At 52.7% G+C, this 23,412-nt stretch carries 19 protein-coding genes; 13 read left to right on the top strand and 6 right to left on the bottom strand.

Annotated features, from left to right (window positions below; genetic code table 11):
- The first annotated feature begins 57 nt into the window (after positions 1-57).
- On the top strand, positions 58-999 hold the full coding sequence (locus LJ739_RS16905) for a GGDEF domain-containing response regulator (protein WP_229162375.1): 942 nt from the start codon (positions 58-60) through the stop codon (positions 997-999).
- On the opposite strand, the gene LJ739_RS16900 is transcribed toward LJ739_RS16905, so the two are convergent.
- From LJ739_RS16900 to LJ739_RS16890, 3 genes are all read right to left on the bottom strand, one after another.
- Positions 956-1,942 (bottom strand): transglutaminase-like domain-containing protein, encoded by a 987-nt coding sequence (locus LJ739_RS16900; RefSeq protein ID WP_229162373.1) that lies wholly within the window; start codon positions 1,940-1,942, stop codon positions 956-958. The genes LJ739_RS16905 and LJ739_RS16900 overlap by 44 nt on opposite strands.
- A gap of 66 nt (positions 1,943-2,008) precedes the next feature.
- Positions 2,009-3,406: a siroheme synthase CysG gene (gene cysG / locus LJ739_RS16895; protein ID WP_229162371.1), complete on the bottom strand. Its 1,398-nt coding sequence runs from the start codon at positions 3,404-3,406 to the stop codon at positions 2,009-2,011.
- A 121-nt stretch (positions 3,407-3,527) separates the two neighbouring features.
- Positions 3,528-5,246 carry a DEAD/DEAH box helicase gene (locus LJ739_RS16890; protein ID WP_229162369.1) on the bottom strand — a complete coding sequence of 573 codons (1,719 nt, stop codon included), beginning with the start codon at positions 5,244-5,246 and terminating at the stop codon, positions 3,528-3,530.
- A gap of 226 nt (positions 5,247-5,472) precedes the next feature.
- Here LJ739_RS16890 and prsT point away from each other — a divergent pair, with 226 nt between their 5' ends.
- The 3 genes from prsT (at position 5,473) to LJ739_RS16875 (ending at position 9,389) form a co-directional block, all read left to right on the top strand.
- Positions 5,473-8,220, top strand: coding sequence for an XrtA/PEP-CTERM system TPR-repeat protein PrsT (gene prsT, locus LJ739_RS16885; protein ID WP_229162367.1), 2,748 nt, complete (start codon positions 5,473-5,475; stop codon positions 8,218-8,220).
- 117 nt (positions 8,221-8,337) lie between these two features.
- On the top strand, positions 8,338-9,165 hold the full coding sequence (locus LJ739_RS16880; RefSeq protein WP_229162365.1) for an ion transporter: 828 nt from the start codon (positions 8,338-8,340) through the stop codon (positions 9,163-9,165).
- Positions 9,162-9,389 carry a hypothetical protein gene (locus LJ739_RS16875; RefSeq protein WP_229162363.1) on the top strand — a complete coding sequence of 76 codons (228 nt, stop codon included), beginning with the start codon at positions 9,162-9,164 and terminating at the stop codon, positions 9,387-9,389. The genes LJ739_RS16880 and LJ739_RS16875 overlap by 4 nt, the downstream gene beginning before the upstream one ends.
- Positions 9,390-9,456: 67 nt before the next feature.
- On the opposite strand, the gene tolC is transcribed toward LJ739_RS16875, so the two are convergent.
- The gene (tolC, locus tag LJ739_RS16870; RefSeq protein WP_229162362.1) at positions 9,457-10,818 is read right to left on the bottom strand and encodes an outer membrane channel protein TolC; all 1,362 of its coding nucleotides are present in this window, start codon (positions 10,816-10,818) and stop codon (positions 9,457-9,459) included.
- Between the two features lie 136 nt (positions 10,819-10,954).
- On the opposite strand from tolC, the gene nudF reads away from it, so the two are divergent.
- The 8 genes from nudF (at position 10,955) to LJ739_RS16830 (ending at position 20,677) form a co-directional block, all read left to right on the top strand.
- Positions 10,955-11,620 carry an ADP-ribose diphosphatase gene (gene nudF / locus LJ739_RS16865; RefSeq protein WP_407646798.1) on the top strand — a complete coding sequence of 222 codons (666 nt, stop codon included), beginning with the start codon at positions 10,955-10,957 and terminating at the stop codon, positions 11,618-11,620.
- Positions 11,604-12,056: a DUF1249 domain-containing protein gene (locus tag LJ739_RS16860; RefSeq protein WP_229162360.1), complete on the top strand. Its 453-nt coding sequence runs from the start codon at positions 11,604-11,606 to the stop codon at positions 12,054-12,056. Before nudF ends, LJ739_RS16860 begins: the two co-directional genes overlap by 17 nt.
- Before the next feature lie 6 nt (positions 12,057-12,062).
- The gene (locus LJ739_RS16855; protein ID WP_229162359.1) at positions 12,063-12,818 is read left to right on the top strand and encodes a metallophosphoesterase family protein; all 756 of its coding nucleotides are present in this window, start codon (positions 12,063-12,065) and stop codon (positions 12,816-12,818) included.
- Position 12,819: 1 nt separating this feature from the next.
- Positions 12,820-13,398, top strand: a complete 579-nt coding sequence (locus LJ739_RS16850; RefSeq protein WP_229162358.1) for a YqiA/YcfP family alpha/beta fold hydrolase — start codon at positions 12,820-12,822, stop codon at positions 13,396-13,398.
- A gap of 115 nt (positions 13,399-13,513) precedes the next feature.
- A complete protein-coding gene (gene parE, locus LJ739_RS16845) occupies positions 13,514-15,403 on the top strand; it encodes a DNA topoisomerase IV subunit B (RefSeq protein ID WP_229162490.1) in 1,890 nt (629 codons plus the stop codon).
- A 250-nt stretch (positions 15,404-15,653) separates the two neighbouring features.
- Entirely contained in the window at positions 15,654-17,576 is a 1,923-nt protein-coding gene (locus tag LJ739_RS16840; RefSeq protein ID WP_229162357.1) for a methyl-accepting chemotaxis protein, read from the top strand.
- Between the two features lie 21 nt (positions 17,577-17,597).
- Entirely contained in the window at positions 17,598-19,400 is a 1,803-nt protein-coding gene (locus tag LJ739_RS16835; protein WP_229162356.1) for a cache domain-containing protein, read from the top strand.
- A gap of 266 nt (positions 19,401-19,666) precedes the next feature.
- Positions 19,667-20,677: a hypothetical protein gene (locus LJ739_RS16830; protein WP_229162354.1), complete on the top strand. Its 1,011-nt coding sequence runs from the start codon at positions 19,667-19,669 to the stop codon at positions 20,675-20,677.
- A gap of 47 nt (positions 20,678-20,724) precedes the next feature.
- On the opposite strand, the gene LJ739_RS16825 is transcribed toward LJ739_RS16830, so the two are convergent.
- Positions 20,725-21,015, bottom strand: a complete 291-nt coding sequence (locus LJ739_RS16825) for a DUF2845 domain-containing protein (protein ID WP_267494434.1) — start codon at positions 21,013-21,015, stop codon at positions 20,725-20,727.
- A gap of 150 nt (positions 21,016-21,165) precedes the next feature.
- On the opposite strand from LJ739_RS16825, the gene LJ739_RS16820 reads away from it, so the two are divergent.
- Positions 21,166-22,008, top strand: a complete 843-nt coding sequence (locus LJ739_RS16820; RefSeq protein ID WP_324254913.1) for a substrate-binding periplasmic protein — start codon at positions 21,166-21,168, stop codon at positions 22,006-22,008.
- Here LJ739_RS16820 and LJ739_RS16815 read toward each other — a convergent pair.
- Complete coding sequence (locus LJ739_RS16815) at positions 22,005-23,288, bottom strand: sigma-54 interaction domain-containing protein (RefSeq protein ID WP_229162489.1); 1,284 nt, start codon at positions 23,286-23,288, stop codon at positions 22,005-22,007. The genes LJ739_RS16820 and LJ739_RS16815 overlap by 4 nt on opposite strands.
- Positions 23,289-23,412: the final 124 nt, after the last annotated feature.

Genomic DNA, 23,412 nt, shown 5'->3' with positions numbered 1-23,412 from the left:
GTAAGACTTGGCCATTGTGGGCCGATACAGTATTGACCGTTTTGTTAAGAGGTTACGATGCCACGAAAGAAGTCACAACCGGTGATCCTTGCTGTCGATGATGAGCAGATCAATCTGCGCATTATCGGCCAGGGCTTGTCTGAAGATTATCGGGTGATCATGGCTGATACGGGAAAACGTGCCATCGAACTGGCCTGTGAGGAAAAACCCGATCTGGTGTTGTTGGACATCCGTTTGCCCGATATGAGTGGGTATACGGTGCTAAAATCCCTCAAAAACCACCCCGACACCAAATCCATTCCGATCATTTTTGTCACCGGTCAGGATTCAGACGAAAATGAGGTCAAGGGTCTCAGAATGGGCGCGGCGGACTATTTTACCAAGCCGATTAAAATGCCGCTGGCCAGGGCCCGCATCGCCAAGCAACTGGAGTTGAAGCACAAAACGGATCTGCTGGAGTCGCTGGTGGACATGGATGGTTTGACCGACATCCCCAATCGTCGTTCGTTCGATAAGCGCTTTGAAGAGGAGTGGCGACGCGCCAAGCGACACGGCAAGCCGCTGGGGATCTGCATGGCGGATATCGATTATTTCAAACAATACAACGACAAATACGGTCATGCGGTGGGCGACGATGCGTTGATCAGCGTCGCGGGGTTATTGGCCAAGGTGGCCAAACGGGCCGGAGATTTTGTGGCCCGCTATGGTGGTGAAGAGTTTGTCATGTTGTTGCCCGAGAGTGACGAAAAAGCCACCAAAGGCTTTGTTCAAAAGCTGATTGAAAACCTCAGTCATCTGGCCATTCCTCATGAGTATTCGGACTGTGCAGAGCATGTGACCCTGAGTTTCGGTGCTGTGGTGGTGGTTCCTGAAAAGGGCATGGACAAAATGGCCGCGCTGGAGGCTGCCGACGAGCAGCTGTATGCAGCAAAATCAGCCGGTCGTAACCGCCTGGCTATTCGTCGCTTTGAACCGCAGCCTGCTGATACAGCGGAATAGTTTCATGGGTCACCATGCCACTGGCGAGTTTGCTGGCTGACTGGGTCGAGATTTCACCCACCGGCAAGGGGGCTGGTCCGGTGGGTTCCATTAACAACAAGCGACTTTTGCCGACCTGCAGGGTTTGTTCTTCCTCCCGGTGTGACAATGCCGCTGCCATTAAGGCATGGCGGGGAAGGTACACCAATTCCATGCGCAGGCGGGGCAGCAGCGAGCGCATCAGTGCCGCCATAAGGGTGGTTTTGCTGTCACAATCGCCCTGATTGCTCAGTAGCACTTCGACCGGGGCCAGATAGCCCGCACCGTTTGAGGTCAGCCGGTTTTCCAATGGGTTGTAGGGAATGCTCTGTATCCAACTGAGCAGCAAGTTAACGTAATCCCTGGTGTTGCTGCCGGGCTCTAGCATGTTGTAAATGGCTTGGGCGACGGGCATCAGGATCTGGCGGCTTTCCTGCAGGTAGCGGATGTGATCCGGCTTGATGCCTTTTTGCCCCATATGATTGGTCCAGGGCACGAAATACTGGATTGCCAGGTAGTCGCGAAACGCCACATCTTGCTGAGTCAGCATAAAGTCTTGCCATTTTTCGCGCAGGGTTTCGTTGCGCCCCTTGACCACAATCCGTACGTCTTTGCCTAACCGTTGTACCGAAACACGGGCTTCTCTGGGATTGACTTCACGGGCATGCTTGAGCAGTTCAATGTACAGGTAGCGGGTGGCCACATCGGGTTTGTACAACACGGTATTGCGAAATTGCTTGTCCAGTTCCTGATTGTCGAGCACAAACGACAGTTCCCGCTGCCGGCCCGCATGGTCCTGCCATACATAGCGCAGGGCCACCCCGTTTTCCTGCGGTGTCCGTTGAAAGCTGAGTTGTTTGGCAAACCCGTTACCGTGCGACAGCACGGCCAACAAGATTGCCATGACGAGTGTAATGCCGCGCATGACTCACCTGACTGGTCGTTATACTCAGTATATCGACAACTTCAGCGGCGTCTATACGACAAAGTATTAAGCAAGGGCCTCTGGTGCAGGGTGAAACCAGTTGAGTGAATCGTGCAGGCTGACCACCGAACCGATCACAATCAATGCAGGAGGTTGAATGTTTGCCGCTTCGGCCTTCGCACAGATGGTGTTTAAGTTACCGGTAACCACGCGCTGTTGCGCCGTGGTGGCATTGGCGATCATCGCGATCGGGGTTTGTGCCGACATGCCATGCTTCACCAATTGTTCGCAGATGATCGGCAGGCCGGTCAGGCCCATGTAAAACACCAGGGTTTGACCGGTTTGTACCAGCGCTGGCCAATCCAGGTCGATGGAATTGTCGCGTAAATGACCGGTTGCAAACACTACGGATTGGGCATGATCCCGGTGGGTCAATGGGATACCGGCATAGCTCGCTGCGCCACTGGCAGCGGTGATCCCCGGCACGACCTGAAAACGCACCTGATGCTCAACCAGGGTTTCGAGTTCTTCGCCACCTCGGCCGAAAATAAACGGATCGCCACCTTTGAGCCGTACGACCCGTTTGCCGGCTTTGGCTTCTTTGACCAGTAAGGCGTTGATGTCCTGTTGTGGAAGGGTATGGTTACTCTTGGCTTTGCCCACGTAGTGCTTCTCAGCGTCACGTCTTACCATGGCGAGAATTTCGGGGGACACCAGCCGGTCGTAGATAACCACATCGGCCTTTTGCATCAGGCGCAGTGCACGAAAGGTCAGCAATTCCGGATCGCCCGGACCGGCACCGACCAGATACACTTCGCCGGGTTGTTCGGGCCGCTCGCTGTTCAGCTTGTCCAGCATCGCTTGTTCCGCCTGTGCATCGTTGCCCTGCAAAATCGCTTCGGCAATTGGGCCATCGAACACTTCTTCCCAGAAGTAACGCCGTTGGGTCACGGTGTTAAAGCGGCCTTTAACCTGATCACGGAAACGCTCGGCAAACTCGCCCAGTCGCGCAATGCGTTGTGGGATCCAGGCTTCCAGCTTCTGACGCAGGTAGCGCAACAGTACCGGTGCAACGCCACCGCTGGCCATGGCGATGGTGACCGGACCACGATTAACAATTGACGGCGTAATGAAATTGCAGCGCTTAACGTCATCCACCACATTGACCAGCGCGCCCTCGGCGGTCCCAAGGGATTGAATATGGCCGTTGAGCTCGCCATCATTGGTGGCCACGAAGATCACCCGCGCAGCGACAATGTCGCTGTCCTCAAATGGGCGAAGATGCAGGGTAATGCGTCCTTCCTCGGCCATTTTTTGTACCGTCGGACAGGCTTCCCGGGTAACCACCGTTATGGCGGCTTCAGTATTGGCGAGCAGTTCCAGTTTGCGTGCAGCGACTTCCCCACCGCCGACGACCAGGCAGTGTAAGTGTTGGGTATCGATAAATAAGGGGAAATAACGCATCGGGCCTACTCTCTGTTCAGTGTGCGCAGTTTGCCTGAATCAAGTATTTCAATAAAGAATTTAAAAGTTAAATTTTATTCCATTAGGAAATAAAAAAGGCGGTCAATGCCGCCTTTAAAACTTAGTCTTTACGCTTTTTGCGTTTTGGTGGCTCGTCGCGCCACTCCCGCAGGCCCAGACGTTGTCCGGAAACACGGGCTTTTTGCAATGCATCACGGGTTTCTGGCGGCATACCCTGGGGCAAGTCCACGGTGCTGAAACGGTCGAAGATTTCGATCGCGCCGATGTGCTTGCTGTCAATGTTCCCTTCGTTGGCGATGGCACCGACGATATTGCCGGGTTTGACGCCATGACTGTGGCCCACTTCAATACGGTAGCGTTGCATGCCGGCTTCCGGCTTACCCCGTTGTCGACCTTTGCCCTTACGATCATCCCGACCACCGCGGTCATTTCGGTCATTGCGGTCACGGGGACCGTTTTCACGGCGCGGTGGCTTGGCTGTCAGATCCGGACGGTCACTCTCTTTCAGGATCAGTGGCTCGTCACCTTGCGCCAGTTTGGCCAGCGCAGCCATGATTTTCTCAGGAGACGCTTCCGATTCCTGCTGAATTGATTCAACAATCGGGATCAGGCTTTCGATGCTGTCGTCTTCCAGGGCATTGATCACGTTTTGTTTGAAACGTGTCAGGCGGTTTTCGTTCAGCTCAGACACCGATGGGATTGGCATCACATCGATCTTTTGCTTGGTGGCCTTTTCAATCGCAAACAACAGGCGCTTTTCGCGGTGTGAGATGAACAGAATGGCATCCCCCTGACGGCCGGCTCGCCCGGTTCGGCCGATACGGTGAACGTAGGATTCCGTGTCGTAGGGAATGTCAAAATTGATCACGTGACTAACCCGCTCAACATCCAAACCCCGCGCCACAACATCGGTGGCGACCAATACATCGATGGTGCCTTTTTTGAGGCGTTCGACCGTGCGCTCACGGGCTTGTTGTGGAATATCACCATTGAGGGGTTCCACATCATAGCCGCGGGCAGACAATTTCTCCGCCAGTTCAACGGTGGCGGTTTTGGTACGCACGAAGATGATCACACCGTCAAAAGGCTCGACTTCCAGAATACGGGTCAGTGCTTCCAGTTTGTGGTGTCCGGCAACCTGGCAGTAACGCTGGCGAATGGTGCTGGCAGTGGAAACCTTAGCGGCGATTTTGACCTGCTTTGGATCGTTCAGGTAACGTTGCGTGATCTTACGGATCGGCTCCGGCATGGTGGCGGAAAACAGCGCTGTCTGACGGGTCTCTGGCGCGTGGCTGAGGATCCATTCGACGTCGTCGATGAATCCCATGCGCAGCATTTCGTCGGCCTCGTCGAGCACCAGGAAGCGTAACTGATCGAGCTTCAGTGTGCCGCGCTTGATGTGGTCAATCACCCGGCCAGGTGTACCGACAACCACTTGAACACCCCGTTTCAATTGGCGAATTTGGTTGTCATAGGATTGTCCGCCGTAAACAGGCAGAACTTTGATTTTATTGGAAAAACTGGCGTAAACCTGAAAGGCTTCCGCAACCTGAATGGCCAGTTCGCGGGTAGGCGCCAGTACCAGTAGTTGCGGTGTTGTTTGTTCGCTGTTGATTTGTGCCAGCATGGGCAATGCAAAGGCGGCGGTTTTACCCGTACCGGTTTGCGCTTGTCCAAGCAGGTCATGCCCCTCTAACAACAGCGGAATGCTTTCAGCCTGGATGGGCGAAGGCTTTTCATACCCCACTTTTTCCAGCGCTTGCAGAATGGGTTCAGGCAATGCTAGATCGCGGAACGTTATATCAGTGGTGGTGGTCATTTAAGATCCCTGGTTGCCGGCTGGTCAGTAGGGGGGCATGGCGTGAGAACGGCCCGCTTAATACGCCGGGTTATTTAAAACCGCAATTATATTCCATATGGTACGGATATACCAAACAACCGCGACATTGATTGTGTCTTATCAGAAAATTGACGTTCACAGCTCGCCTGCTTCGCGGTAAGGTAACCTCTGCGGTATCCCGCATCACAATAATAAGGAAAGTAAGATGAAAAAGGCGTTGTGGTTGATTCTGTTAAGTGCACTGATGGGGTGCTCGGGGCAAACCAGTGAAGAACATATTGAAAATGCTCAGAAATTCGTTGCGCAAAATAATTTTGAAGCGGCGGTGGTTGAACTGAAAAACGCCGTACAGCAATCCCCGCAATCTGCCACAGCCCGCTTTGAGCTGGGCAAAGTGTATCTGGCCATGAATGACTTCGACAGCGCTGAAAAGGAATTGAATCGCGCGTTGGAATACGGCCAGCCAGCCTCTGAGGTCATTCCTTTGTTGTCCAAAGCCTATCAGCGCACCGGTGCCCATGCTGCCCTGACCGAGCTTGATGTTGCCGCCGCCGGTATGTCAGATGCAGAAAAGGCCGAAGCAGGGTTTTTTAAACTACAGTCTTTGGTGCAACTGGATCGCCGTGAAGACGCGCTGGCCCAGATTGAAGAACTGGGTGCGTTGGATACCAACTCGGTCTACAAAGGACTGATTTTGGCCTACCAGCCCCTGTTGCAGGATGACACCCAGGGCGCACTGACAGCCATAGAAGCCTTGCGTAAGCAGTCGCCGTTCAACCCTGATGTGCTTAAACTACAGGGTCAGGTGCTGTTGATGCTACAACGCCCTGAACAGGCGGCTGACGTTTATCAGGTCTATGTGCAGCAATTTCCTGACGACAAACAAATCATCTTTATCCTGAGCAGTTTATTGGTTGAAGCCGGAAGAATGGATGAAGCCCAGGTGCATGTCGATCGCCTGCTGGCCGATCACCCTGACCATCCGATGTTGAACCAACTGAAAGCCACCATCGCCGCAGGTGAAGGACAACATGCATTGGCGCAGCAACACGCCGAGCGGGCAATCACCCTGGGCAGAGGCGATCCTGCGTTGCGCTTGATTGCCGGTTATGCCGCCTATCAGAACAAAGACTTTGAATCGGCTGCCGAACACCTGAGTTTTGTCGCCAGTTCGCTACCTGACAACCACCCCGCGTTGAAAATGTTGGCGGCTGCTCAACTGCAGTTGGGCCAGAGTGGTGAAGCATCAGATGTGTTGACCCGACTGGACTCGATCACCGAACAGGATGCGCCGTTGTTCAGCAGTACTGGTCTTGCATTGATCAAGCAGGGCAGTCTCAAGCAAGCCCGAGAGATGGTTGAGCGTTCGGCCGACATTTCTCGCAGTGCCGATGATCTGGCGCGGCTGGGTGTGTTGAAATTGTCCCTCAATGACGTTGAAGGCATTGTCGACCTTGAGCAAGCGGTCAGTCAGTCTCCTCAATTGCCGGGTGTGCGTACCACACTGGCGACCGCGTATCTTGCTGCGGGTCAGCTAGACAAGGCAGAGGCGTTGGCTAACCAGTGGTTGAGCACAAACCCTGATGATGCCGAAGCCCACCTGCTACTCGGTGAAGTGGCCTCGCGCAATAATGATTGGGCCGCTGCCCAGCAGGCTTTTGAACGGGCGCTGGCTGCCCAGCCTGATATGTTGCAGGCCAAACTGGCACTGGCGAACCTGGCCTTCAAGCAAGGGGATATGGACAGTGCTCAACAGCAAGTGACTGCGGTGATTAACGAGGCGCCAGACTATTTGCCCGGTCTCGCCACCCATTACCTGTTCTTTAAACGTCAGCAACAGGGTGAAGAAGGCATGGCGCCGGCCGTAGCGGCTTATCAGAAGGCGCCACAACGTACCGATTTGGCCTTGTTGCTGGCCCGTATCTACGCCACCGAAGGGCGTTGGAGCGATGTTGAGTCCGTCACCGGTAACGTCACCGTGAGCGATGATGTGCCAGTGGTGTATTGGGCATTGCGTGGACAAGCGCTGTTAAAGCAACAAAAAGTCGAACAGGCACAAGCACATTACGATGCCTGGTTGACGGAGATGCCCAATAACAAGCAGGCCGTTGTGGGCAAGTTACTGTTGTTGGATTCACAAAATAAAGCCAAGGAAGCCCTTGGCTTGCTCGACAAGGTGTTAACGCAGCGAGACGATCAGCAATTACACCTGTTGCGCGCTCATTTCCTGACATTAACCGGCCAGTTTGATCAGGCGCAAAATGCGTTGCAGGGATTGTCCAAGGATGTGTTGGACCAACCCTTCGTGAAAAGCATTTCGGCGCGGATTAGCGTGTCTCAGCGGGACGGTGAAACGGCTCTGCCGTTGGCCAGCGATGCCTATGAAGCACTACCCAACAGCCGCAATTTGATTGTGTTGCTGGCAGCACTGGAACTGCAGGGCAAAACCGCAGAGGGGATCGCGTTGCTTGAGCGCCACCTGCAACGCGCGCCTGAGGATATTGCTGCGCAAATGTTGCTGGCTGAGCGTCAGATCGGCGGCGCAAGTGGCAATGCCTCCGCGATCAAAACCTACGTGAAAGCGCTGGAGCAGAATCCGAACAATTTTGTCGCGCTGAACAATCTTGCCTACCTGTATATGGAAGAAGGGCAACTGTCCCAGGCTGCAGCCCTGGCCAATAAAGCGGTTGAAATGCAGCCTGAAAACATTGCTGCGGTGGACACGCTGGCGCAAATTCGAGTGCGACAGGATGATCTGGACGAAGCGTTGACCCTGTATCAGCGCATTGACCTTGCGTCACTGGAGAATGATGAAATCTTCCTGAATTACATTGAAGCGTTGCTCAAGGCTGGTAGGGATACCCAGGCTAAACGTCGTTTGGCAGCACGCAATGTGTCAAATCCTGATGCCCAGGCCCGTCTTGCCACGCTAAAGGCTGAATACGGTATCTGATCGACGGGGCTTGAAAATCGCGAGATTTTGCCCCACTAATGCTCCACCCTGGAAGAGCCTCCCATGCCGGGAGGCTCTTTTATGTTTGTATCGCTGTAATTATTTCGAGTTTGAGTCATGTACGAACGGTTTCAACATCAACTGCAACGCCTGAAAAATAACCGCATTTTTGAGCTGTTTGTGGTCAGCGTTATTATCATTTCGGCGCTGGAAATCGGCGCCAAAACCTACGACTTACCAGGCTGGGCTGCGCTGATAACCCAGTATCTGGATGTGTTTATCACCCTGTTTTTCCTGTTTGAAATCACCATTCGATTTCTTGCTGAACCGAATAAAAAGGGCTTTTTCCGTTCTGGCTGGAACGTGTTTGACACCCTGGTTGTGGTGATCAGCCTGATCCCGGTGCAAGATTCAGAGATGGCGTTGCTGGCGCGACTGGTGCGGGTTTTCCGTGTACTGCGGATGGTGTCCGTGATCCCGGAATTGCGGGTACTGATCAACTCGTTGATCAAGGCGCTGCCGCAATTGGGCTACGTGGTGCTGTTGATGTTCATTATCTTCTACATTTATGCCGCCATTGGCAGCTACCTGTTCAAGGACATCAACCCGGTGTTGTGGGGCAACATCGCCATTTCCATGCTGACCCTGTTCAGGGTGATGACCTTTGAGGACTGGACGGACATTCAATATGAAACCATGGACGTGTATCCGATGAGCTGGATGTACTACATGAGTTTTATCTTCTTTACCGCATTTGCGTTTCTGAACATGGTGATCGGCATTGTGGTGAATGTGATGGAAGAGGAGCACACCCGTGCGCGCCAGGAAGACGCGGAAACGCGGGAGCCAACCCTGGGGGAATTGCAGGCGCAGTTGAATGATGTGCAGCGCATGCTGAAAACCCTGACTGACAATCAGTCGAATGATCGGGAGTCATTGAAATGATCAGCGCGCAAATCACCTATGAGTTTCCCTCGGCACAGATTGCCAATCGTTTTCTGAATACGCTGACCAGCTGGTCGGTGAGCAAAGTCGACGCGCGCCTTGCTGGCGCTGGCGACAGGGTCAGGGTGCGCTATACCTACGGAGAAGGTCGCTTTGATAGTACCGCCAGTGCGCTGGATGATCTGGCGTCACAACTGGACGGTCATGAAGTCAACGCAGGTTGAAGGCTGTACCCAAGACACAAAAAAGCGAGGCATAGCCTCGCTTTTTTTATTGTTTCATCAAGACCCGTTAAGAGGCTTTCTTCAAACCGCTGTTGATGGCAACCAGGTCTTCTTCGGTCAGGGTACCTGCTGCTCGCTTCAGCGCCAGGATCGACGAGATAAAGTCGTAGCGGGCACCGGCCAGGTTGCGACGGGCGTCAAACAGGTTACGGGTACTGTTCAATACGTCAACGATGGTACGGGTACCAACATCAAAACCTGCCTCGGTAGCTTTCAGTGCACTTTCCGCTGACACAACCGCTTGTTGCAATGCCCGGATGGTCGAGATGGCAGCCGTGACATCATTGTAGGAGCTGCGTACCGAACGCACGGTGGTACGGTAAGTCAGTTCCATGTTTTCACTGGCAGCCACGTAGTTGTAACGGGCTTGGTCGGTACGGGCACTGGTAGCGCCGCCGGAATAAATGGGCACGTTGAGTGTCAGGCTAATCGAGTGAGCATCGGTTTTTGGCAAAGAAACACCATTGGCTTCGTCGTCATCGCGAGAAGCGGTAGCACGTAAACCCAGTGTCGGGTAGTGTCCGGCACGGCTGGATTCGATGTCATCTTTGGCAATTTCGACACCCAGGCGCTGGGCCATCAGGTCAAGGTTACGTTCCTCAGCCAAACCTAACCAGCTGTCCACATCGGCAGGGGTAGGTCGGGTAGCTTCGAATCGTTCGGTGTTCAGTACCGACAGTCCGTCATGGTATTTACCGGTGATCTCACGCAGTTCTTCGCGGCGCAGTTCGACAGTATTCTGGGCACGGATTTCCTGCGCCAGGGTGTTGTCGTAGTTAGCCTGGGCTTCATGCACATCGGTGATGGCGGTCAAACCCACTTCAAAACGCTGCTTAGTTTGTTCCAGCTGACGCTCAATGGCGCGTTTTTCGGCCTGAACAAACTCCAGAGAGTCCAATGCCCGCAACACATTCAGGTACGCTGTGGTGGTACGCACAATCAGGTCTTGTTTGGACACGGCATATTGGGTATCGCTCTGCTGGGCTACCTTCTCGGCACGCCCCAGATTGATCCAGTTGCTGTGATCATAGATGGACAAGTCCAGTTGCAGACCAAGGCCGACGCCGGTGGTATCGGTTTTGATCACATTGAAGCCTTCTAACGTAGAGCTACCATCATCGTTTTCAGTCACAACGGGATCAAGGGATTCACGGCTGCTGTCAGAGTAGCTGACGGAGCCTGAGATTTGTGGCAACAAATTCGCCCGTGAGATACCGATGCCTTCAAAGGCAGCATCGCGCTCTGCTTTGGCACGGTTAATGGTAGGATCCTTGGCCAGAGCCTGTTGATAGACCTGGTATAGATCGTCTGCGAGCGCTTGTGAGGCCACGCTAAAACCTACAAGCAGAGACAGAATCGATTTTTTCATGGGTTTTCCTGTTAAGGTTGCAATTTCAGTATGCTTTATGTTCAGTGTAATTTCTTTTCCCTTGCAAAGTCTAAGGAAATCAATTGCTAAACAAAACTGATCAGACGTAACACAAGGCTCTCAAGTGTAACAGAATATGTGCAAGAAAAAGGCAATTACGACAAGACTGAGGATATTCCCGTTGAAACGTCCATTTCGATTTTCCACTGACGATGTAAAAGTTGAGACGAAGACCCCCCTTTTCAAGGGCTTCTTTAAGATGGTCAGGTACCAGTTTCAGCACCGCCTGTTTGAAGGTGGCTGGACACCAATCCTGAGTCGCGAGGTGTTTGAGCGCGGCCATGCTGTGGCGGTGCTGTTGTACGATCCCCGCGAGGAAGCCTTTGTGATGATCGAGCAGTTTCGTATCGGCGCAATGGCCACCTCTGACTGTCCGTGGTTGTTGGAAGTGGTGGCCGGTATTATTGAACCGGGCGAGGATGCTCGCGAGGTTTGCTATCGTGAAACAGTCGAGGAGACTGGCCTGACATTGCAACACCTCACACCTGCACTGACCTATTTGTCCAGCCCTGGTGGCACCACAGAGCGTTTGCACGTATTTGTCGGTTGTGTGGATGCGAGCCAGGCGGGTGGCGTGCATGGTCTGGACCACGAAGGTGAAGACATTCTGGTGCATGTTATCCCTGAACCGGAAATTCGCGATTGGCTGGATGGCGGTAAAATTGATAACGCTGCCACCCTGATTGCAGTACAATGGTTCTTGTTGAATAAACAAAAGGTGCTGGATGACTGGGGTCAATAAGCAACGGCTACAAACCAAGTATGTACCGCATTTGCCAACGTTGTTGGCGGTGTGCGAGGTGAACTATGCCCGTTTGTTGCGCCTGTTACCCGATTGTGACTCCGAAGATTTATGTTACCGCTTCAGTGTCAATGACCGTTTGTACTACCAGATCCGAATTCTCGACAGCAGCCGCTATACCAGTACTCTGGAATGCCGTCAGATAACCCAGGGTAATCCGGGCTATCTGAATCCGGTCATGCAGGTACGCATGTACCATGATGCGCAAATGGCTGAAGTATTGAAATCCCAGCATATCGGTGCCCTCAAAGCCAGCTATGCCTACCCCAACCAGCGCATGCATCAGCGTAACGAGAAAGAAATGGTTAACCGCTTTCTGGCCGAGTGGTTGGTGTTTTGTCAAAACAATGCGACCCGCACACTGACTCAGGCCTGATCGTTGATGCAAAACCCGTGTACGCTGATCCAGTTCAGTGATTGTCACCTGTTTGCCGATGTTGAACGCAGCGGCTACGCGCAATGCAATCCCTATCACAGTCTTGCTGCAGTATTGGCGGATATCGCCAGGCAACCGGCAGACGCCATTGTGCTGACCGGCGATGTACTGGGCGAACATGATACCACCGGTTATCAACACCTGAGTCAGCTGTGGCAGCAGGCGGATATTGGCTTACCGCTGCATGCCATTCCCGGCAACCATGATGAGCCGGACGCGCTGATGGCGACATCGTCTGTTCAGAGCATGGTGGACCAAGGGATACCGATTGGCAGCCATTGGATGTTGCATGGGCTGAGCAGTCACTATCGTGGCACCCTGGGACAGGTGACGCCGGACGCATTAGACCGTTTGTCCGCGCGGATCGCCGGGCACCCTGAACGGCATCATGCCGTTGCCGTGCATCATCACCCGGTGGCGGTGAACGGTTGGATGGACCGCCATGCCTGGGTCAACCGGGAGGCCTTTGCCACCTGGCTGGCTGCCCACCCGCAGGTTAAATTTGTGCTGCATGGCCATACCCACATGGCAACGGAGCAAACCCTGGCGTCGACGGCGATATTGGGCTGTCCCTCAACGTGCTGGCAGTGGGCCAACGGGGCGGAATTTGCCGTCAGTGATGAGCGTCCGGGCTACCGTATGATACACTTGGGCTCGGACGGTCAATGGACCACAACAGTGAAACGCGTAGTGATGGTATGAGATGGACTATCAGCTGATTTACCTACACGGCTTTTTAAGCTCACCCCAATCGGTCAAGGCACAACAAACTGTCGCCTTCATTGATCAGTATTTCCCTCACCTCAACATAGAGGTGCCGCAATTGTCCAATTACCCTGGCGAGGCTGCACAGCAGGTTGAAGACGTGGTGAAAAAGCACCGCGGTAAACGACTGCGCTTTATCGGCAGCTCTATGGGCGGCTTTCTGAGTACCCACTTTGTGGAAAAGTATGGCGGCAAAGGGGTCCTGATCAACCCTGCGGTTAAGCCCTATGCCCTGCTCAAGGATTATCTGGGTGACCATGAAAATCCGTACACCGGTCAGCGATTCACACTCACCAATCAACACCTGGATGAATTGCTGGCGCTGGACACACCAACACTGCAGCACGGGGGTGACTACTGGGTGTTATTGCAACAAGGTGATGAGACCCTGGATTATCGTCAGGCCGAAGCCAAATACCAGGGCGCCAAACTCACCATAGAGCCTGATGGTGATCACAGCTTTGTCGGTTATGAGCGTTTTCTCACCCCGATCCTGGACTTTCTGATCAGTCCCTGAAGGTGAGCAGAAGACCCCGTTGCAAGTACATTGCGGGGGGGTAGGTTAGTTGATAACATCAATGCATTCCGGTGGTGATCTGCCGCCCTCTTTTGTGACCAACGAAAACAATAATATGTCCAATCAATACACAGCCGATGCCATTGAAGTCTTAAACGGTCTGGAACCGGTGAAACGCCGCCCAGGCATGTACACAGACACCACACGCCCTAACCATTTAAGTCAGGAAGTCATTGACAACAGTGTGGACGAAGCACTGGCCGGGCATGCCACCAACATCAAAGTGATTCTGCATGAAGATCAATCGCTGGAAGTGATCGATGACGGGCGAGGCATGCCGGTGGACATCCACCCCGAGGAGGGGATCTCCGGTGTCGAACTGATCATGAGCAAGCTGCACGCCGGAGGCAAGTTCTCGAACAAAAACTACCAGTTCTCCGGTGGTTTGCACGGTGTCGGTATCTCGGTGGTCAACGCGCTGTCAAAACGGGTGGAAGTGACCATTCGTCGGGACAGCAATGTGTATAGGATGGCGTTTGAAAACGGTGACAAGGTCGAAGAACTGACGGTCGTCGACAGTTGCGGCAAACGCAATACCGGCACATCGGTGCACTTCTGGCCAGATGCGGTGTATTTCGATTCAGCCAAGTTTTCGGTCAGCAAATTGCGTCATGTTCTGCGCGCCAAAGCCGTTTTGTGCCCCGGTTTGCGGATCCGATTTGACGATAAGGTCAACAAGCAAAGTGATGAATGGTATTTCGAAGACGGTCTGAGAGACTACCTGTACCAATCTGTGCAGCAGTTTACCTGTATTCCAGAAGACAGCCCGTTTGTCGGCACGTTTTCCGGTAATCATGAAGCGGCGGATTGGGCGGTCATGTGGCTACCGGAAGGGGGCGACATGGTCAACGAAAGTTACGTCAACCTGATCCCCACCGCCCAGGGCGGAACTCACGTCAATGGTTTGCGCCAGGGCCTGTTGGAATCAATGCGTGAATTCTGTGAGTTCCGTAATTTGCTGCCCCGTGGCGTCAAGCTGACCCCGGAAGATATCTGGGACCGGTGTTGTTATATCCTGTCGACCAAAATGCAGGACCCCCAGTTTGCTGGCCAAACCAAAGAGCGTTTGTCATCCCGCCAGGCGGCCGCGTTTGTCTCCGGTGTGGTCAAGGATGCTTTCAGCTTGTGGTTGAATCAGCACACTGATGTGGCCGAATTGCTGGCTGAAATGTGCATCAACAATGCCCAGCGCCGCATGCGTCAGAATAAGAAAGTGGCGCGTAAGAAGGTGACTCAGGGGCCGGCCCTGCCTGGCAAACTGACCGATTGCTCCAGTCAGGACATCACCCGCTCCGAACTGTTTCTGGTCGAAGGGGATTCGGCCGGTGGCTCTGCAAAGCAGGCCCGGGACCGGGAGTTTCAGGCCATCATGCCGCTACGGGGTAAGATCCTTAACTCCTGGGAGGTGGACTCTTCTCAGGTACTGGCTTCGCAGGAAATTCATGACATCTCGGTGGCGCTGGGCATTGATCCGGACAGCGATGATTTAAGCGGCCTGCGTTACGGTAAAATCTGTATTCTGGCCGATGCCGACTCCGACGGTCTGCATATCGCGACCTTGCTGTGCGCGTTGTTTGTACAACACTTCAGAACCCTGGTTGATCAGGGCCATGTTTATGTGGCGATGCCGCCGTTGTTCCGCATCGACGTGGGCAAAGAGGTTTACTACGCCCTCGATGAAGGTGAAAAGCAGGGCATCCTGGATCGTATCGAAGCCGAGAATAAGCGTGGCAAAGTCAACGTTCAGCGCTTTAAAGGTCTGGGTGAAATGAACCCGCTGCAATTGCGTGAAACCACCATGGATCCCAACACGCGACGTCTGGTCCAGCTGACCATCGATGATGCCGAAGGCATGCTGGAGCTGATGGACATGCTGCTGGCCAAGAAACGCGCCGGCGATCGCAAAGCCTGGCTGGAAGCCAAGGGCAATATGGCGGTTGTATAGTTAGTTTCTCAGCTTTAGAGGCACAACACCCAGTGCCAGCGAAGGGCTGGCTGTTTATCCGGTTATCACTCAGGTCGTTCGGGGGTGGGTCGTCACCGATGGCCTGTTTGCACAGCGACACAACCAAACCGCTATTGTGATCAGGCCTGCGTCTTTTTCTCAGACTTTTGTCTATTCCTAGCCCTGATAGTCTCCGAAGCATCTCACTCTCTGCTATACCTAGTAATGGTGAACGCAGGGATACACGACTATGGGAATTACCGCACTATTTCAACGCCTTGGAATGAAGCAAACCTTGATCGGTGTATTTACCGTGCTGGTGGTGCTGATTGCAACGGTGTTTGCCATCTCGTCCGTCACAACATTGGTGAGCATGTCGCGGCAGGCGGAGTTGAGAGAATTGTCCAACTTATACAAGGCGGTTTTGTCTGAGATTGAATCTCAGGGAAAATTGGCCACCGCGTTGTCACAAACCTTCGCCAGCTCCCCGCCCGTTCAACAGGCATTTCAAGACCAGGACAGAGCAACGCTGCAACAATTAACTGAACCCTTTTACCTTCTGGCGGCCCGGGATTACGGGGTTAAGCAGGCCCAGTTTCATTTGCCGCCTGCAACGTCATTCCTGCGCTTACACAGGACCGAAAAGTTTGGCGATGACCTGTCCGAGTTCCGCAGCACCGTTGTTGATGTCAATCGGCGGCGTAACCCGGTGTCTGGCATTGAGAAAGGGGTTGCCGGCTTTGGTATTCGTGGCGTCGTGCCTGTTTCCTATCAGGGGAGCCATCTCGGCAGTGTCGAGTTTGGCCTGTCCTTGAATGAGGCGTTCCTGGAGATGATAAAAAGCAAATACGACATTGATATCAGTATGCACGCCATCGAGAACGGCAAGGTAAGGTTGCTGGCCAATACTGACAAAGAGGTTATTGATCTCTCAACTGACCAGATCCTGGCCGCGCGCTCCAGCCCTGTGGTGTTTGATCTGGATCAGGGGGAGCAGAGCTTTGCTTTATTTGCGTCCGTCCTGACAGATTACGCCGGAGAGGTTATCGGAACGGTAACCCTGGCAATGGACCGGCGGGATTATGAAGCGCAAATCAGCGCTGCAAAACGCAATATTGCCATTATCAGCGTATTGATCGTGGCCGTTGGCGTTGCGATTGCTTACTTCCTTTCGGTGCTGATTACCACGCCGTTGAACCGTGCCGTCGATGCCATGAAAGACATTTCAAAGGGCGAAGGGGATCTTACTAAACGATTGCCGGTGGTTGGTAACAACGAGTTCAGCCGATTGGCTGAGGCATTCAACGATTTTGCCGAGAAGGTTCGAGGGTCCATCTTTGACGTCAGCGGCTCGACCAAGGTCCTCGATGAAGCCGTGCAGGAAGTGAATCAAATGATGGTCAGTATTACCGATCACACTGCCAAGCAGCGTGAAGAGATCGGCTCTGTTGCGACCGCCATCACGGAGATGACCACAACGATTCACGAGGTCTCTAAAAGTGGTTCTGACGCCGCCAAAGCGGCGGACAGAGTTGAGCAGGAATCAGGTGGCAGTGTCGAATTGCTGGATAGAGCCAGCGACCAGATCCAACAATTAGACGCGCGAATTTCACAAGCCAATGACGTGATCTCCAAGGTCAGTGATGAGAGCACCAACATCGGTAGCGTACTTGATGTCATTCGTGGTATCGCTGAGCAAACCAACTTACTGGCGCTGAATGCGGCCATTGAAGCCGCCCGGGCCGGTGAGCAGGGACGCGGCTTTGCCGTGGTGGCAGATGAGGTCAGAACTCTGGCTAGCAGGACGCAATCCTCAACTGAAGAAATTGATACCATGATCAGTAGTTTGCAAAACCGGGTTTCGGAAGCGGTGAGTACCATCAAACAAAGTCGTGAGCAGGCCAGCAGCGGTGTCGCCCTTACTAAGGAGACGGCTGAAGCGCTGCAGACCGTGAAGCAATCCGCGGTGGAGATCAGGGATCTGAACTACCAGATCGCGACGGCGGTGGAAGAGCAAACCTATGTGTCGGATGAAATTAATCGCAACACCAGCAAGATTGATGAACTGGCGACGCTGTCATTGGACGATGTCATGAAGGCGCAGAGCGGCACGAAGAAGGTTCAGGAACTCAGTTATCAACTCAATAAAATCGTTGGTAGTTTTAAAATTTAGAACGTGTGAACAGGAAAAGGTATGCAAGTCAGTCCAAAGGCACTTTACAGCTTAGCCTTTTTCTTGTTTTTGACCATCTGTGTTGGTTTGTTGTTGAAGCAATCCCTGGGGTTTCTACAGGAAGCCGAGAGCCGCAAGGTGTCGGATCTTTATCAGGGGTTTGTTGCTGAGATCCAGAACAAAGGTGACAGTGCGTTGACGGTTGCGGCCACAATCTCAAGCATGCCTTTGTACATCGATGCGGTTATCCGTGGTGATCGTGCTTATCTGCGGCGCGAATTATCCGATACATGGACGATGCTGAATCAACGATTCAATGTCAGACAGTTTCAGTTTCATGCCCCCGACGCAGATTCCTTTTTGCGTTTACACTCCCCTGATGAGTATGGTGATTCACTGGCTGATTTTCGGTTTACGGTTGTCCAGTCTCAAAACACCAATCAACCTGTAGTGGGTCTCGAAAAAGGCGTATACGGTGTCGGAATACGCGGGGTTGAGCCGCTCACTGACCCCGTTAGCAAGCAGAATGTCGGCTCAGTGGAGATCGGCTTTGCGGTTGATGAAACCTTCCTTGAGGGTTTCAGACAACGAAGAGGAGCAGACGTGGCACTGTATCTGCTCCGGGACGGGCAATTGCAACCCTACATCAGCACATGGGAAGGAGCATCAATCGATGAGCAAGCGCTGGCGCATGCCATCGTCGAACCTGTTCAGTGGCTTACTGAGCAGGAGGAGGTTCACTACCGGTTATATGCTGACAGACTGGAAGACTTCAGCGGCAAGGTGATCGGGGCTGTTGTTGTGAGAATGGATCGGCAGTTTTATCAACAGTCAAAAAATAATGCATGGTGGTTAGCCAGTGGGACATTGATCGCGGCGTTAACGATTACCGTGCTACTCAACTTGTCATTGGTCAAGCTGCAACGAAAGGCCAAGGTCGTTGCACAGAAAGACGTTGAATTAAAACAAAGTCAACAGGCCAAGCAAAGCATGCTCGCGTACATTGTCGAGAAGGAAAAGATGGCGTCTCTGGGACAGATCGTATTTGGTGTGGCGCATGAGATAAACACCCCGTTGGGGGTGGCGATAACGGCAAACAGCTGTTTGCTTTCATCGACGGCGGAAATTGAAAAGAAATATACGGATGGTTTGCTTTCAAAGTCGTGTCTTAAAGAATATCTGCGCTATACCGAAGAGTCCGGGGGATTGGTGGACAAAAATCTTAAACGCCTGTCTAACTTGATCCATGACTTTAAGTTATTGGCGGTTAACAAGCAGGCGGGTGAGGAGCAGGTTTTTTCTTTGGCGGAGGCGATTCACTCTGCCGTTTACTCACTACAGGATGCATTGGATCGAAACAATGTGACGTTATCCATTGATATACCTGAAGGACTGATGATCAAAGGATCTTCTCTGGAGTTCATGAACATCGCTCGGCACGCGGTGACCAATGCACTGCAGCATGGCATGGTTGAGGGGAAAGGTGGTCAGGTTGATATATCAGCCCGTGTAGAGGCAGATCAATTGGTGTTATCGTTTCAGGACGACGGTATGGGGATAGATGCAGAGGCACTGGAGCATATTTTTGAACCGTTTTACACCACGGCCCGCAGCAAGCAATGTACCGGATTAGGACTAAGCATTATTTACAACGTGGTCATGCAAAAATATCAGGGCAGGGTCGATGTCAGGAGTCCGGTGAGTGAGCAGCGCGGCTTTAATATCTCGATTTTCCTGACCATTGCGCAACTGCCGAGTGAGCAAAGACGTTACTACACACTGTGTGACGCTGGGGCTGAAGCCAAATCCATTCAACAAGGCTGATTTTAGTAAGGGGGCTAATATCAATTGGACGCTCCTCCAGGCTGAACCATGCTGAGAGTATTCTGATGGGTCAGGTCTTCGTCCGTATCAGCTTAATTTTTCATACATTCACTGTGTATGGGTGAATTGCTCCCATTCAGTGGCGAGTTAGCTTTTGATTTTATTGCAACATGTGTACTGACTTGTTGGTTGCCTCCATCCATGCTTGAATAGTGAAGGGTAAAGATATTTACCCATTTAATTATTTACAAGCAAAGGAAAATGGAATGAAGAATGTAAATAGTGCAGCACCGACGAGAAAGGTATATCCGCAGCAGATTTCTGCATTGTTGATTGGTCTACTGGCATCGACGTTTGTTTTCGCGAAGGAGCCAGTTGAAAGCGCGCGGTATGTTAAAGAGACAGGGGAGTATGTCATTCAGACCGCTGATGGTGTTTTCCAGCAAGGCACACAGAAAATCAGCCCACACGGCTCAAATACCACTCTGCGTTCTATCAATCAGTCAATGGGTGCTACCGATGACGGCGACTATTCGATTGAGCGGGCCAACCTTAACATTGCGGTGACTGAATCACTGGGGAGTAACGGACTAAAGGGGAAAAACAGTCGCAAAGCATCGCCCCAGGCTTACAGCTACAACTTGAGCGGTGATTTTAACGGTGATGGCTGTACTGACACCGCAACCGTCAATGGTGATCGGATTTCAATCACCATGCCCTGCGCCAGCAGAACCCGGTATTACAATTTTTCCGGCAACGTGGCAATCAATGGGGTCTATGATACCGACGGTGAGGCGGGTGTCGAAATCGTCGTCGTCAATGCACCGTACCTGGAAATAGTCGATGCCGCCGATGATCGCAAAAGAAGTTACTACCTCGGTAGCAATTGGGCGATCAATGGTCACTACGATGCCAATGGTCGTAGTGGTAACGAAATCGGCATCGTAAAGTCCCACCACCTGGTGTTCATTGAGGATATTGATCAAGATACAACAGACTTTTATCTGAGCTGGAATTCATGGTCCATCAATGGCAATTACGACACCGATGGCGATCCCGGTGTTGAATTGGGGGTGGTGAGCTCTGGCTATTTTACCCTGTTTGATCTGCGTGACTACCGGTGGCGAAATTATGGGATCAGTGGGGCATATTTTGTTAACGGTGCTCAAAACATCGATAATAAAGCGGGCAAAGAGGTCTTGATCAACAATTATGGCAGAAGCCAGAATGCGACAATCTATGACGCCACCGGTGTCATACGTTGGGAAAGGTATTAAGTCGCAATGAGTGCCAGGACGGGGGCCGCCAGCGGCCCCGTTATCCATTACTGACGGGCACCCGTTGTAATGCTGAATAGTTTTCCGTTGTGGAACTCGAGGATATGCAGCAATTTGCCTTTGCCTTTGTCATAGTAGAGTTTAACCACGTTAACGTATGCATCATCAATCTTCACATACCCCACGGTTTCCTGCATCTTGGGTGTCCCGCATTTTGCCAGCACCTCTCCGGTCGACTCGCCGTCAACTACCACCTTATTGTTGCAGCGAAATGAGTCCGCCGAAGCGCTTGTTGAGGTCAGAACAAGCGCGGAGAGTAAAATCACATTCCTTATCATTTCCACACACCTTCAGTTGCAATGGGTATACGCAGATTGCGAAAGGCCATTCACCACAGACTGGCTGCCAATATAACACAACCTTGAAGGTAATAAAGTTTACCCGCTCATGGCGGGCTACTTCAGACACAATGTGGCAACTTTATCGGTATGGCCCATACTTTAACCATGCGCCTAAATGATCTCGCTGCGATGTTAAAAACCTTCAGTTATGTTTGTACGCTCCTGCTGTTGGGAAGCTTTCACCCAGCTGCGACAGCTGACGGAATCACCATCACTACATCCGAATATCCGCCTTACATGAGCGAAGAACATCCGCACCAGGGGTTTGTTGCCGACGTGGTGCGGTGTGCTTTCGGCACACAGGGCATTGGCGTTAAATTCCTGTTTGTGAATTGGGTCAGGGCTTATGATTTGGCCCGTGATGGCGAGTACCCGGCATCGGCGTACTGGTTTTACACTGACGAGCGGGCCAAAGACTTTTACTACAGCGACCCGATGCACGAAGAAACACTGGTGCTTGTGAAGCGCCGCCGCAACCCCATACCCTCGACCTGGTCCGGACTGGACAGTTTCAGTGATGTGCGAATTGGCATGACCCGTGGATATTCCTATACACCGGACTGGCAGGCATTTGCCCGCCAGCATCAAAATCATGTTTCCGTGGTCAATACCGACGCGCAAAACATTGAAATGTTGTTACTCGATCGAATTGACGTGTTCCCGGTTGATGAATTGATGCTATGGCATATTCTGCACTCACGATTTGCGCCGGAGCAGCGCCAGTTGATTGAGGTGATGCAGCCCGTATTGGGCGTGCAGCAAGGGCATGTGCTTTTTTCCCGCAAGCACCCTGACGGTGAGTCACTGAAAGTTGCCTTTAACGCTGGATTGGCCCAATGTCGGCGTGATGGCACGCTGGAAACCCTCGAACAACAGCTGATCAAAGGTTTTTACGCGCCTTCACCCCAGACCATCAGCACCGAGCATTAAGCATGCTTCAGGCGGATGCCGTAGCGCTGCAGTTTGCGATACAGGGTACGCTGACTGATCCCCAGTGCACTGGCCAGTGTTTCCGCAGTTCCTTCATGCTGGGCAACAACGCGGCGCAAATAATCCCTTTCGACTGCATCCAGCGGCATCAGTGTTGTGGGTTGTTGAGTGGCTGAGGTTGCTTGCCAGTTCTGAATTCGGGGGGGCAGGTCCGTGACGTTGATGATATCTTCGTCGGCCAGCAGGGCGGCTTGCTCTACCGCGCTTTTTAACTCGCGAATGTTACCCGGAAATGGATACTGGCGCAGCGTTGCTAATGCGTTGGCGCTGAAACGGCGGTTGGGCTGGTTGCTGTAATGGAGGAAATGGTCGGCTAATTGGTCAATGTCCTCGGTGCGTTCATGCAAAGACGGCAGATGGATTGGAAAACCGGCGATACGGTAGTACAGGTCTTTTCGAAACTCTCCGCGCTCAACCAATGCCAGCAGATCCTTGTGCGTCGCACAGATCAGGCGAAAGTCGGCTTTTTTCTGCTTCAGGCCTCCGACTGCCCGGAAACACTGGGTTTCCAGCAAACGCAACAATTTAACCTGCATGTTGAGCGGTACGTCGCCGATTTCATCGAAGAAAATAGTGCCGCCATTGGCCACCTCGACCAAGCCTTTTTTGGGCGCGGTGGCGCCAGTAAAAGCGCCTTTTTCATAGCCAAACAGCTCAGACTCAAACAGGCTCTCATTCAATCCGGTGCATTCGATCACCACAAACGGCTTTTCCTGCCGATGACTGGAGTCGTGCAGGGCTTGTGCCACCAGTTCTTTTCCGGTGCCGGTTTCGCCCTGCAGCAAAACGGCGATGTCTGAACGGGCGGCGCGGTTGATTTGGTTGAGCAGGCTGCGAAAGGCCGGGGACTGGCCAATCATTTTGTCCTTGTCAGGGTCGGCGGATGCGTAGTCGATGTTTTCCAGGATTTCGAGAAAGCCCACTGTCATGCCCGATGCGTCGCGCACGGGTTTCATCAATATGTCGCAGTACTGCTTGCCCCCAGGCAGCGTGTGAATATGCACCACGCTTGTGGCGCGTCCACTTACGCGACATTGTTGAAGGGGACAATCCTCACCGTGTTGATCACAGGGTTGTTCCTGCTTGTGGGAGACCTGGTGACACTTGCTGCTGCCGATTTTCACCCGCGTCTGATAGGTCTCAGCATAGGCGGCATTGACGGCCTGGATAACGTAATCCGGAGTGATGTAAATGGCCGGTTTATCGATGGCATCGATCATCGATTGGATCACAGAGGTATTGACAGTGTCTGACAAAATTGGCGCCGGTGTCAAAAATGTACTGTCAAAAATGGCATAGGTTCTGCGGTGATGCAATGCCAAATTAGTCATAACAGCATTAAAG

It is taken from the genome of Fluctibacter halophilus, assembly GCF_020687825.1.
Lineage (GTDB): Bacteria > Pseudomonadota > Gammaproteobacteria > Enterobacterales > Alteromonadaceae > Fluctibacter > Fluctibacter halophilus.
This window is presented reverse-complemented; position numbering and strand designations above follow the sequence as displayed.

Bases quoted from the DNA above. Each gene is read 5' to 3' on its own strand.
- LJ739_RS16905 (WP_229162375.1), top strand. From the start codon at position 58: ATGCCACGAAAGAAGTCACAACCGGTGATCCTTGCTGTCGATGATGAG.
- LJ739_RS16900 (WP_229162373.1), bottom strand. From the start codon at position 1,942: ATGCGCGGCATTACACTCGTCATGGCAATCTTGTTGGCCGTGCTGTCG.
- cysG (WP_229162371.1), bottom strand. From the start codon at position 3,406: ATGCGTTATTTCCCCTTATTTATCGATACCCAACACTTACACTGCCTG.
- LJ739_RS16890 (WP_229162369.1), bottom strand. From the start codon at position 5,246: ATGACCACCACCACTGATATAACGTTCCGCGATCTAGCATTGCCTGAA.
- prsT (WP_229162367.1), top strand. From the start codon at position 5,473: ATGAAAAAGGCGTTGTGGTTGATTCTGTTAAGTGCACTGATGGGGTGC.
- LJ739_RS16880 (WP_229162365.1), top strand. From the start codon at position 8,338: ATGTACGAACGGTTTCAACATCAACTGCAACGCCTGAAAAATAACCGC.
- LJ739_RS16875 (WP_229162363.1), top strand. From the start codon at position 9,162: ATGATCAGCGCGCAAATCACCTATGAGTTTCCCTCGGCACAGATTGCC.
- tolC (WP_229162362.1), bottom strand. From the start codon at position 10,818: ATGAAAAAATCGATTCTGTCTCTGCTTGTAGGTTTTAGCGTGGCCTCA.
- nudF (WP_407646798.1), top strand. From the start codon at position 10,955: ATGTGCAAGAAAAAGGCAATTACGACAAGACTGAGGATATTCCCGTTG.
- LJ739_RS16860 (WP_229162360.1), top strand. From the start codon at position 11,604: ATGACTGGGGTCAATAAGCAACGGCTACAAACCAAGTATGTACCGCAT.
- LJ739_RS16855 (WP_229162359.1), top strand. From the start codon at position 12,063: ATGCAAAACCCGTGTACGCTGATCCAGTTCAGTGATTGTCACCTGTTT.
- LJ739_RS16850 (WP_229162358.1), top strand. From the start codon at position 12,820: ATGGACTATCAGCTGATTTACCTACACGGCTTTTTAAGCTCACCCCAA.
- parE (WP_229162490.1), top strand. From the start codon at position 13,514: ATGTCCAATCAATACACAGCCGATGCCATTGAAGTCTTAAACGGTCTG.
- LJ739_RS16840 (WP_229162357.1), top strand. From the start codon at position 15,654: ATGGGAATTACCGCACTATTTCAACGCCTTGGAATGAAGCAAACCTTG.
- LJ739_RS16835 (WP_229162356.1), top strand. From the start codon at position 17,598: ATGCAAGTCAGTCCAAAGGCACTTTACAGCTTAGCCTTTTTCTTGTTT.
- LJ739_RS16830 (WP_229162354.1), top strand. From the start codon at position 19,667: ATGAAGAATGTAAATAGTGCAGCACCGACGAGAAAGGTATATCCGCAG.
- LJ739_RS16825 (WP_267494434.1), bottom strand. From the start codon at position 21,015: ATGATAAGGAATGTGATTTTACTCTCCGCGCTTGTTCTGACCTCAACA.
- LJ739_RS16820 (WP_324254913.1), top strand. From the start codon at position 21,166: ATGGCCCATACTTTAACCATGCGCCTAAATGATCTCGCTGCGATGTTA.
- LJ739_RS16815 (WP_229162489.1), bottom strand. From the start codon at position 23,288: ATGATCGATGCCATCGATAAACCGGCCATTTACATCACTCCGGATTAC.